The sequence below is a fragment of the Pseudoxanthomonas wuyuanensis genome, assembly GCF_900215535.1.
GTDB classification, from domain to species: Bacteria; Pseudomonadota; Gammaproteobacteria; order Xanthomonadales; family Xanthomonadaceae; genus Pseudoxanthomonas_A; species Pseudoxanthomonas_A wuyuanensis.
Genome location: NZ_OCND01000006.1, coordinates 224,242 through 235,612, shown reverse-complemented (window position 1 = coordinate 235,612; position 11,371 = coordinate 224,242). Strand labels below are relative to the sequence as shown.

Genomic DNA, 11,371 nt, shown 5'->3' with positions numbered 1-11,371 from the left:
AATAACGCGGGCCAGGTGCCGATCCGGACATTGCCGTCGCGTCCGATGGGGAAGATCCGGTTCAGCCCGGATAGAACTCCCGGTACCACTCCACGAAGCGGCTGACGCCGGTTTCGATCGGGGTCGATGGCGAGTAACCGGTGTCGCGGTTCAGCGCTTCCACGTCGGCATAGGTGTCGGGCACGTCGCCGGGTTGCAGCGGCAGCAGGTTGCGTTCGGCCTTGCGGCCCAGGCATTGCTCCAGCACCTCGATGTAGCGCAGCAGCTCGACCGGCTGGTGGTTGCCGATGTTGTAGACCCGGTAGGGCGCCTGCGAACTGGCCGGGGACGGGTTCATCGGGTCGTACTGCGGGTCGGGGCCGGGAACGCGGTCCAGCGAGCGGATGACGCCTTCGACGATATCGTCGATGTAGGTGAAATCGCGGGTGTGCTTGCCGTTGTTGAACACGTCGATCGGTTCGCCGGCCAGGATCTTGCGGGTGAACAGGAACAGCGCCATGTCCGGACGGCCCCACGGGCCATAGACGGTGAAGAAGCGCAGGCCGGTGGTGGGCAGATCGAACAGGTGGCTGTAGGTGTGCGCCATCAGTTCGTTGGCCTTCTTGGTCGCCGCGTACATGCTGACCGGGTGATCGACGCTGTCCTCGACCGCGAACGGCAGCTTGCGGTTGGCGCCGTAGACCGAACTGGAGGAGGCGTACACCAGATGCTCGACGCCGCGGTGCCGGCAGGCCTCCAGGATGTTCATGAAGCCGACGATGTTGCTGTCGATGTAGGCGTGCGGATTCTCAAGCGAATAGCGCACGCCGGCCTGCGCGGCCAGGTTGACCACCCGCTGCGGCTTGAAGTCGTCGAAGGCCGCTTCGAGCGCCGGCCGGTCTTCCAGTGAGGCGCGCACGAAGCGGAAGCCCGGGTGCGGCAGCAGCCTGGCCAGCCGCGCTTCCTTCAGCGTCGGATCGTAGTACGCATTGAGGTTGTCGAAGCCGAAGACCTCGTCGCCGCGCGCCAGCAGGCGCTGGCTCAGGTGGGAGCCGATGAAGCCGGCGGCGCCGGTGACCAGTACGCGCATCGTGTGTTTTCCTTGACTCGGTGGGGCAGGTGGCAGGCGGCAAATGCTACAGGCAATCGTCCACGCGATCGCGCGGCAGGGCGCGCTTGACGTCGAACAGCACCGCCCCGGGCTTGCCCAGCGCGCGGATGCCGTCGGCGCCGATTTCGATGAATTCGCGGTGGGAGACGGCCAGGATGACCGCGTCGTAGCGGCCGGGTTCCGGTTTGGCGATCAAGGCCAGCCCGTATTCTTCCTCGGCTTCTCTGGCGCTGACCCACGGGTCGTGGATGTGGATGTTGGCGTTGTAGCTGCGCAGCTCGGCAACGATGTCGACCACCCGGGTATTGCGCAGGTCGGGGCAGTTTTCCTTGAACGCCAGGCCCAGGATCAGGATGTCCGACTGCGCGGTCTGCAGGTTGCGCTGGGCCATCAGCTTGGCGACGCGGCGCGCCACATGGCTGCCCATGCCGTCGTTGATGCGGCGCCCGGCCAGGATCACATCGGGGTGGTAGCCGATCTGCTGCGCCTTGTGGGTCAGGTAGTACGGGTCCACGCCGATGCAGTGGCCGCCGACCAGGCCGGGACGGAACGGCAGGAAGTTCCATTTGGTGCCGGCGGCTTCCAGCACTTCGTGGGTGTCGATGCCCAGGCGGTGGAAGATCAGCGCCAGCTCGTTGATCAGGGCGATATTGACGTCGCGCTGGGTGTTCTCGATGACCTTGGCGGCCTCGGCCACGCGGATGCTGGAAGCCTTGTGGGTGCCGGCATCGATGATCGAACGGTACAGCCCGTCGACGAAGTCGGCGACCTCCGGCGTGGAACCGGAGGTGACCTTCATGATGGTTTCCAGCCGGTGCTGCTTGTCGCCGGGATTGATGCGCTCCGGGCTGTAGCCGGCATAGAAGTCGCGGTTGAAGCCCAACCCGGACTCGCGTTCGATGATCGGAACGCAGATTTCCTCGGTGGCGCCGGGATAGACGGTGGATTCGTAGACGGCGATGCCGCCGCGGCCGATGGCGCGGCCGACCGTGCGGCTGGCCGATTCCAGCGGCCGCAGATCCGGGCGCTTGTATTCGTCGATGGGGGTGGGAACGGTGATGATGAAGACATTGCAGCCGGCCAGCGCGGCGGGGTCGTCGCTGAAGTCCAGTTGCGCGGCCTCGCGCAGCTCCGCTTCCGATACTTCCAGGGTGTGATCGTGATGGGAGCGAAGCTCGCCGACCCGCTTGGAGTTGATGTCGAAGCCCAGGGTGGGGAAACGGCGTCCGAACGCGACCGCCAGCGGCAGGCCGACATAACCAAGGCCGATGACGGCGATTTTTACCTCTTCCAGTTTGGGCGGCGGAGCATTCATCTAGGGACGGATCTCAATGGGAAAGGGTTTTTTCGAGTGTAGGGCGTGTCATGGACTTTTGGGGCATCGGGTCCCTGGGGTCACAGCGCGCGCCCGTCGAAGGCAGCGGCGGGATGGCCAAGGCCGCCCGTTGCCGGTTAAGCCGGATAACGCCCAAACCGTCGCCGGGAGGACAGCGTAGCGGTGAAATCGTCGGCGCTGTCGCGCATTGACCTGATTGTGCGCGCTTTGACGTACTCCCAGGCAAATGCCGGTATCTTCCGGGGGGAACAGATGCGGATCCTGCTGTGCGGCGGCGCCGGCTACATCGGCTGCCATACCTATGCCACGCTGAGCGAACGCGGCCATCAGGTCGCCATTGCCGACAACTTCAGCAATAGCTCGCCGGAAGTCCTGACCCGGTTGCGGCAGCTGAGCGGCGCACCGGTGCCGTTCCATCGGCTGGACCTGCGCGACAAGCCGGCGCTGGAGGCGCTGTTCGCGCAGGAATCGTTCGATGCGGTGATCCACTTCGCCGCGCTGAAGGCGGTGGGCGAATCCTGCGAGCGCCCGCTGGACTATTTCGAGAACAACATAGGCGGCACCATCAACCTGCTGCAGGCCATGCGCGGCGCCGGCGTGCGCCGGCTGGTGTTCAGTTCTTCAGCCACCGTGTATGGCGACCCGGAGCAGGTGCCGGTCAACGAGCAGGCGCGCCTGCAGGTCACCAATCCCTATGGCCGCACCAAGCTGGTGGTGGAGGAACTGATTGGCGATCTGTGCCGTTCCGACCGCGACTTCCGCGCCGCCAACCTGCGCTATTTCAATCCGGTCGGTGCGCACGCTTCCGGGCTGATCGGCGAGGACCCCAACGGCATCCCGAACAACCTGATGCCGTATATCTGCCAGGTGGCGGTCGGGCGCCGCGAAAAGCTGAGCGTGTTCGGCGGCGATTACCCGACCGTGGATGGCACCGGCGTGCGCGACTACATCCATGTGGTCGATCTGGCGCGCGCGCATGCCGACGCGCTGGATTACCTGGTCCGTGCCGACCGCAGCCTGACCGTCAACCTGGGCACCGGCCGCGGCATCAGCGTGCTGGAACTGGCGAACGCCTTCAGCAGCGCCAGCGGGCGCGAGATCCCTTACCAGATCGTTGAGCGCCGGCCCGGCGATGTGGCCGAGGTCTACGCCGATCCGGGGCTGGCGCAGCAGTTGCTGGGCTGGCGCGCCGAGTACGATGTCGATGCGATGTGCCGCGATGCGTGGCGCTGGCAGTCGATGAATCCGCAGGGTTACCAGGGCGGCTGAACCTCGCGCTGGCGGGCAACGCGAACGTCCAGGGCCCGGTCCGGTAGTGGACCGGCGGCGGTGTTATCGACCAGAATCCACGAATCCGGTCCTGCGCGAACCCCATTTGCCCCTGGAAACAGCCCGCAGCATCGCGGAACAGAACCGCTCCAGATTCGGAGTGCGCACCTACCGGATGCGCATGCTCGGGTTGGGGCTGGGCATCCTGTGCGTCGGGGCGGTGCTGTACGAACGGGATGCCGGCGCCGCGGTATGGGCAGTGCTGTTGGCCAACGGCCTGCTGTGGCCGCATCTGGCCTTCCTGCTGGTACGCCACAGCGCCGAACCGACCAAGGCCGAATACCGCAATCTCACCTTCGACGCGGCCATGGGCGGGTTCTGGATAGCGGCCATGCATTTCAATGCGCTGCCCAGCGTACTGCTGGCGGTGATGCTGACGATGGACAAGGTGATCATCGGCGGCTGGCGCTTTGGCCTGCGCACGTTTTCGGCGTTGCTGCTGACCTGCATTGCGGCCGGCGCGGCCTGGGGTTTCGCTTTCGAACCGCAGACCAGCTACCCGGTGGTACTGGCCTGCCTGCCGTTTCTGGTGATCTATCCGATGGCGATCGGTTTTGCCACCCATTCGATCTCGCGCAAGGTCCAGCTTCAGCGCGACCTGCTGGACAAGATGGCGCGGTTCGACGGCGCCACCGGCTTGATGAACCGGCAGCAATGGCTGTACGCGGCATCGACCGAACTCAGGCGGTTCCAGCGCAGCGGGCGCCCGGCGGTGCTGATCCTGATCGACATCGACAACTTCAAGCAGATCAACGACCGCCACGGCCACACCGTGGGCGATCAGGTGGTCGAGGAATTCGCGCGGCTGATGAAGGCCTGTCTGCGCGATGCCGATACCGGCGGCCGCTACGGCGGCGACGAGTTCGGCATCGTCATGCCCGACACCCACTGGGAGGAGGCGATGGTGGCGGCCGAAAGGCTGCGCCGCCAGGTCGCCGCCTATGTGTTCACCCGCGATGGCCTGCGCTGCACGATCAGCATCGGCGTCTGCGAAATCGATGCCGACAAGGCCGAAGTGGGGGACTGGGTCGAAGCCGCCGACCGGGCCCTTTACCGCGCCAAGGCCAATGGCCGCGACTGCATTGCGGTGATGTAGGGCGGGTTGGTCTATCTTTTTTCTCCCGGTGAGAGAAGGTCTACGTGTAAGCCGGAGGCCATGGCGATGCGGGACGCGCTGTAAATACATCCTTGTACGCTCTTACGCGGCATCCGTGCCGCGTACGGTCCCGCATCGCCATGACCACCGGCTTCTGGACAGATTGCCGGCGTTCGGAAAAGCCATCCGAAGTCGCAATTCTTGTAGGAGCGACGTGAGTCGCGATGAAGCATCACCGGTAAAGTCTCATCGCGACTTACATCGCTCCCACAGGGAAAGGTCTACTGCCCTCACGCTTCCAGGCCGCGAAGCGGAGTGGAAGCAATGGCCCGTGGTCCGCCCTGACTCGCGGTCGCGGCGAAATTCAACGGTCCAGCGCTTCGGCCACCGCCTGCGGCTGCTTCATCCAGGCGAAATGATCGGCTGTGGTCTGCAAATCTTCCGCGCTCAGTATTTCGGTGCGCACAGCTGTCAGCGGCAACTTGTCGAGCAGCGCCTGCAGGGAGCTGTGCGGCGCCAGCCAGTCGTCGGCCAGCAGTACCGCATCGATGGCTGCCGGGGCCTGCGCCATGGCCGCTTCCAGATCGATGTCCAGTCCGGCGGCGGCATAGCGGCCGCCCAGTCCGACCCTGGCCCAGTCGCGGATGAGCCTGCCCGCTTCTTCGCCGCCGAAGCCCAGCCTGCGGCCGGGCAGGGCGCCGCGGCGCCGCGAAATCCAGATGGCGAAACGGTAGAACAGCGGCAGCGCGTAGCCGCGCAAGCCGGGAAAGGTCCGCCAGTACGGCGTCCCGCTGGCGACCAGCCATAGCCGTTGGAACCGCTGCGCCTGCAGGCCCAGGTAGCAGGCGGCCAACTGGCCGCCCAGGCTGTGGCCGCCGATGATGGCGGTTGCGGCTTCGGCGTGCTGCTGCAGCGCGGCGTGGCTGAGCGGAAGATCGCGGGTCAGGATTTCGCGGTAACCCCAATCGTTGCGGCGGCTGGCGCGCAGATTGCTGCTGCCGTTGCCGCGCCATTCGTGCACGAACACCGCCACCCCGCGTGCGGCCAGCGCTTCTGCCAGCGGCAGATAATGCCTGGCCGCAACGCCCAGCGCCGGCAGCCACAGCAGTGAGCTGCGCGGCCGCGCCGGGATGCGTGCGATCAGATTGAAGCGGTGCCCGTCGTCTGCAACCAACGGGATATCCAGCGAACGCAGGCTCATGGTTGCGGCGCAGCTGCGTAGTGATCGAGCACGACGATATCGCTGCGGCCCGGGCGGTATCCGTGTTTCAGCGCGGCATGCACATAGTTGGATGCGGCAAAGCAGGCCTCACCCAACCCCAGCCCGCGGCACAGGTTGGCAGCGATAGCCGAGGCCAGCGTGCAGCCGGTGCCGTGCGCTTCCAGTTGCAGCCGCGGATGCGCGATCTGCCGCACGCCCTGCGCATCGGCGAACAGATCCATCACCGTGTCGCCATCCGGCAGGTGGCCGCCTTTCAGGAACACCGAACGCGCGCCCAGCGCCAGCAATGCCTGTGCCGCCTGATGCATCGCGTCGCGGTCGGCGACCGGGTGCCCGAGCAGCAGCTCGGCTTCCGGCAGGTTGGGCGTGACTATGCTGGCCAGCGGCAGCAGCCGGGTGCGCAGGGCCTGCAAAGCGCTGTCTTCGAGCAGCTTGGCGCCGCTGGTGGCCACCATCACCGGATCCAGCACCATAAAACCCGGGCGCCGTCTTTCCAGCTCGCTCGCCACCGCTTCGATGACCTCGGCGTTGGCCAGCATGCCCAGCTTGACCGCGCCGATGCGGAAATCGTCGAAGCAGGCGTCCAACTGCGCGCGCAGAAAATCCAGCGGCGGCACGTTGACCGCGGTGACGCCGCGGGTGTGCTGTGCGGTCAGCGCGGCGATCGCCGACAGCCCATGCACGCGATGGGCGGCAAAGGTCTTCAGGTCGGCCTGGATGCCGGCGCCGCCGCCGGAATCGGAGCCGGCGATGGTCAGGGCGGAAATCATGGCGGGGTCGGACATGCCGGCCATTGTGCGGCTTCTTGCGGGGCGTTGTTCATGCAGGGTGCTTTTCCGCCAGCGAGGCGGCCAGCTTGAGCGCGCGCTCGAAGCTGGAGACAAAATGCACCTGTCCCGGCCGTTCGCCGAAATCCATGTCCGCCAGCACCCGGTTGGGTTGCGGCTGCAGGCCGGAGACGATCAGCGCGATGCCGCGGCGGCGGCAGCGCCGGGCCAGGTTTTCCATCGCGTGCACGCCGCTGGCGTCGATCATCGGCACCAGCCGCATGCGCAGGATGAACACCTTCGGCGGCTCGAAGAACTGATCGAGCAGATTGTCCAGCCGGTTGGCCGCGCCGAAGAACAGCGGGCCGCTGATCTGGTAGACCTCCACGCCCGCCGGCAGCCGGTTGCGCTGTTCCTCGTCGGCACGGCGCACCGGATCGCCGCCATGCAGGTCGTCGTCGGTGCTGCGCACTCCGGAGCTGATCTCCACGCTTTCGGCCATGCGGTGCATGAAAATCAGGGTGGCTGCGATCAGCCCCGCCTCGATGGCGATGGTCAGGTCGAAGAACACGGTCAGCAGGAAGGTCAGCAGCAGCACCAGGCGGTCGCCCCACGGCGCCGACAGGGTGTGGCGGAAGTGCTGGTGCTCGCTCATGTTCCACGCCACCACCAGCAGCACCGCCGCCAGCGCCGGCAGCGGCACATAGCGCATCAATGGGGCCAGCAGCAGCATGAAGGCCAACAGGAAGACCGCATGCAGCATGCCCGCCACCGGCGAACGCGCACCGGCGCGGATGTTGGTGGCGGTACGGGCGATGGCGCCGGTGGCCGGCAGGCCGCCGAACAGCGCCGAACCCACGTTGGCCACCCCCTGGGCGACCAGTTCGCCATTGGAACGGTGGCGTCCGCCGGTCATGCCGTCGGCCACCACCGCCGACAGCAGCGACTCCACCCCGGCCAGGAAGGCGATAGTGAACGAACTCGGCAGCAGTTCCAGCGTGCGTTCGAACGGGATGTGCGGAAACTCGAAGACCGGCAACGCCGAGGGCAGATCGCCAAAACGCGAACCGATGGTCTCGGCCGGCAGTCCGAACGCGACGCTGACGCCGGTGCAGACCAGCAGCGCAATCAAAAAGCCGGGCCACTTCGGTTTGCGCCAGCGCAGCAGCACGATCGCCGCCAGGCCCAGCAGGGTCAGTCCGATCGCAGCCGGCTGCGCGCTGGCCAGGTGCTGCGCATAGGCCGTCCAGCGGGCGAAGAATTCCGCCGGCACCGTACCCATCTGCAGACCCAGCGCGTCCTTGACCTGGCTGGAGAAGATGCTGACCGCGATGCCGGCGGTAAACCCGGTGATCACCGGCTGCGGCATGTACTTCATCAGCGTGCCCAGGCGCAGCAGGCCGGCACCGATCAGCATCAACCCGGCCAGCAGCGTGCAAAGGATCAGGCCGCCGAAACCGAACTTCTGGATCACCACGAACACGACCGGAATGAAGGCCGCGGTCGGTCCGCCAATCTGCACCCGCGATCCGCCCAGCGCGGAAATCAGGAAGCCGGCGACGATGGCGGTGTACAGCCCCTTCTCCGGGCCGGCGCCGCTGGCGATGGCCAGCGCCATGGCCAGGGGCAGGGCGACGATGGCCACGGTCAAGCCGGCGACGGCGTCGGCGCGTAGCTCGCGCCAGCCGTAACCCTCGCGCAGTACGGTATGCAGCTTGGGTACGAACTGCAGCAGGTATTGGCGGGCGCTCATGGTCGGCATGCGTGTCCCCTGCGGATGTCAGCGCGACGATACCGGTTTGCGGCCGGGAGCAGCGCCGCTGCGGCGCCGGACACGACAGCGCGGCGGCCTCGGTCCGCTCATCCTTGTTGCCGCAACGACCAGTGCCGGTAACCGGCATAGCCGATGCCGGTCAGGCCGGTCAACGCCGCCGGTATCAGCAGCGCGTAGTACTGCAGCAGACGGAACAGCCATGCGCCAAGGATACCGCCGGCCAGAAAGGCGCTGATGATCAGACTGCTGAGCATCAAGCGGCGGGTCGGCAGCGGCATTCCGCGCAAGGCATGGCCCAGGCCGATACCCAGATCGGTGAACATTCCGCTGAGGTGGGTGGTGCGCACGACCGCGCCGCTGTAGGTGGTGACCATGGCGTTCTGCAGCCCGCAGGCCATCGCTGCCAGTAGCGCGCCGAAGATTTGCTGGCGCATGAACAACGGCACCGCCAGCGCCAGCAGCACCGCTTCCAGCGCCAGCGCTACGCCGTAGCGGCGGCCCAGCCGCAGCGTGCTGTCCTGGATGATCATGCCGCTGAGCGTGGCGCCCAGGCTGAAGGCGATCAGCATGCCCCACAGATTGCCGACCGCGCGCCAGTCGCCATCGGCCAGCGCAGCGCCCAGCAGGCTGGTGGTGCCGGTCAGATGGCTCACCGCCTGATGCTCGAAACCCAGATAGCCCACCACGTTCACCATGCCGGCGATGCAGGCCAGCGTCACGGCGCCCACCCAGACCCAGCGCGGCAGCTGCGTACCCATCTCGGCTACCGTAGCTCCGCGCTTTCGGCGCCGCCGCGGTCCGCACGCATTCCGATCGCAGACCGGGGGGACAACGGCAAGCTCATGCCGGCTCCTTCAGGCGCACGCCGCGCCCCCGTCCCTGGCTGGGCTGATCGTTGCCGATCAGCTCGACGCCGGCGGCCGCCAGCGCATCGACGATCTTGGTCAACGTGCTGACCACGCCGCGTACATGTCCCTGGCTGGTTTCCATCCGCTGGATGGTCGGCAGCGACACGCCGGCCATCTCGGCCAGCCGGCGCTGGTCGATACCCAGCAGGGCGCGCGCGGCGCGCATCTGTGCGGCGGTGATCACAAGAGCTGTGGGGAGGGGATTGGTTTGCGCATTCTGTACCTGCAATGCGTCTCGATGCAATCATCAGAGCGGCAAATTGATGTTTTATACATCAAGATGGCATGCCGCCTGTTCACCGCCACCGCGGATCGAACGGCTGTCAGCCAGTCCCTGCCGTTGTTGGCAGGGACTGGTGGCCGGTGCTCACGTCACAGCACTTCCGAAGCGTAGTCGGCCAGACGCGAACGCTCGCCGCGGCGCAGGGTGATGTGCGCGCTGTGCGCCCAGTGCTTGAAGCGGTCCACCGCGTAGGTCAGGCCTGAGGTGGTCTCGGTCAGGTAGGGCGTGTCGATCTGCTCCACGTTGCCAAGGCAGACGATCTTGGTGCCCGGGCCGGCGCGGGTGATCAGGGTCTTCATCTGCTTGGGCGTCAGGTTCTGCGCTTCGTCCAGGATCAGATAGCGGCTGAGGAAGGTACGGCCACGCATGAAGTTCATCGAACGGATCTTGATGCGGCTGGCCAAAAGATCGTTGGTGGCCGCGCGGCCCCAGGCGCCGCCTTCCTGGTTGTGGGTCAGCACTTCCAGGTTGTCGGTCAGCGCGCCCATCCACGGCGTCATCTTTTCCTCTTCGGTGCCGGGCAGAAAACCGATGTCCTCGCCGACGCTGACGGTGGCGCGGGTCATGATGATCTCGCGGTAGCGCTGCTGGTCCATGGTCTGCGCCAGGCCCGCCGCCAGCGCAAGCAGGGTCTTGCCGGTGCCGGCGGTGCCGAGCAGGCTGACGAAATCGATTTCCGGGTCCATCAGCGCGTTGAGCGCGAAATTCTGCTCGCGGTTGCGCGCGGTGATGCCCCAGACCGCGTGCTGGCCATTGCGGAAATCGTCGATCAGGGTCAGCGTGGCCTTGCGGTCGGCGCCGATCCGCGCCACCCGCAGTTCCACCTCATCCTCGCCCGGCAGGTACAGGTACTGGTTGGGATACCAGTCCTCGTCGTCCTGGGCCTGCACTTCGTAGCTGGTGCGGCCCTTGTCGCTCCAGCTGCGCAGATCGCTGTTGTGGCGGTGCCAGAAATCCTCCGGCAATTCGCTGGCGCCGGTGAACAGCAGGCTGAAATCGTCCAGCGCGCGGTCGTTCTCGTAATCCTCGGCGGTCAGGCCGCTGATCGAGGCCTTGATGCGCAGGTTGATGTCCTTGGACACCAGGATGACCGGCACCTGCGGGTGTTCTTCGCGCAGTTCCAGCACCGCTGCCAGGATCTTGTTGTCCGGCGCTATCGTGCCGAAGGTGCGGCCCGGCTCGCTAGGCCGGGTCTGGAAATGCAGCTTGCCGACCTGGCTGCGGTTGAGCTGCAGGCCCTGCGGGTGGGTCAGGGTGATGCCGGCCTGGATGTGGTCGGCGCCGGCGCCGACGATCAGTTCGTTGAGGAAACGGCTGACCTGACGGGCGTTGCGGCTGACTTCGGAAGTGCCTTTCTTGGCGTTGTCGAGTTCCTCGATGACCTGCATCGGCAGGAACACATCGTGCTCCTCGAACTTGAACAGCGCGGTGGGGTCGTGCATCAGCACGTTGGTGTCCAACACATAGATACGCTTGCTTCGGGTCATTCAGGCAACCTCGTGGAAGTGGATGTGCAGAACACGGCAGGACAGGCGGCAACGTTTGTTGCGGACAGCAGCAGACCAC

The 11,371-nt window shown here is 66.2% G+C and carries 10 protein-coding genes; 2 read left to right on the top strand and 8 right to left on the bottom strand.

Annotation, left to right across the window (positions count from 1 at the left end; genetic code table 11):
• Nucleotides 1-61: 61 nt before the first annotated feature.
• Nucleotides 62-1,069: an NAD-dependent epimerase gene (locus tag CRO39_RS13690; protein ID WP_097122506.1), complete on the bottom strand. Its 1,008-nt coding sequence runs from the start codon at nt 1,067-1,069 to the stop codon at nt 62-64.
• Nucleotides 1,070-1,115: 46 nt separating this feature from the next.
• The gene (locus tag CRO39_RS13685; RefSeq protein ID WP_097122505.1) at nt 1,116-2,405 is read right to left on the bottom strand and encodes a nucleotide sugar dehydrogenase; all 1,290 of its coding nucleotides are present in this window, start codon (nt 2,403-2,405) and stop codon (nt 1,116-1,118) included.
• Nucleotides 2,406-2,678: 273 nt separating this feature from the next.
• Between CRO39_RS13685 and galE the strand changes: the two genes are divergently transcribed.
• Complete coding sequence (gene galE, locus CRO39_RS13680; protein WP_097122589.1) at nt 2,679-3,695, top strand: UDP-glucose 4-epimerase GalE; 1,017 nt, start codon at nt 2,679-2,681, stop codon at nt 3,693-3,695.
• Between the two features lie 106 nt (nt 3,696-3,801).
• Nucleotides 3,802-4,851 carry a sensor domain-containing diguanylate cyclase gene (locus CRO39_RS13675; RefSeq protein ID WP_097122504.1) on the top strand — a complete coding sequence of 350 codons (1,050 nt, stop codon included), beginning with the start codon at nt 3,802-3,804 and terminating at the stop codon, nt 4,849-4,851.
• Between the two features lie 364 nt (nt 4,852-5,215).
• Here CRO39_RS13675 and CRO39_RS13670 read toward each other — a convergent pair whose 3' ends face one another.
• The 6 genes from CRO39_RS13670 to CRO39_RS13645 form a co-directional block, all read right to left on the bottom strand.
• Complete coding sequence (locus tag CRO39_RS13670) at nt 5,216-6,052, bottom strand: alpha/beta hydrolase family protein (protein ID WP_097122503.1); 837 nt, start codon at nt 6,050-6,052, stop codon at nt 5,216-5,218.
• Nucleotides 6,049-6,858, bottom strand: coding sequence for a bifunctional hydroxymethylpyrimidine kinase/phosphomethylpyrimidine kinase (gene thiD / locus CRO39_RS13665; protein ID WP_097122588.1), 810 nt, complete (start codon nt 6,856-6,858; stop codon nt 6,049-6,051). The genes CRO39_RS13670 and thiD overlap by 4 nt, the downstream gene beginning before the upstream one ends.
• 34 nt (nt 6,859-6,892) lie before the next feature.
• Entirely contained in the window at nt 6,893-8,593 is a 1,701-nt protein-coding gene (locus CRO39_RS13660) for a SulP family inorganic anion transporter (protein ID WP_202926266.1), read from the bottom strand.
• A 107-nt stretch (nt 8,594-8,700) separates the two neighbouring features.
• A complete protein-coding gene (locus CRO39_RS13655; protein ID WP_097122501.1) occupies nt 8,701-9,372 on the bottom strand; it encodes a YoaK family protein in 672 nt (223 codons plus the stop codon).
• 82 nt (nt 9,373-9,454) lie between these two features.
• Nucleotides 9,455-9,706, bottom strand: coding sequence for a helix-turn-helix domain-containing protein (locus tag CRO39_RS13650; protein WP_097122500.1), 252 nt, complete (start codon nt 9,704-9,706; stop codon nt 9,455-9,457).
• Between the two features lie 188 nt (nt 9,707-9,894).
• Entirely contained in the window at nt 9,895-11,292 is a 1,398-nt protein-coding gene (locus tag CRO39_RS13645; protein ID WP_097122499.1) for a PhoH family protein, read from the bottom strand.
• Between the last annotated feature and the right edge of the window lie 79 nt (nt 11,293-11,371).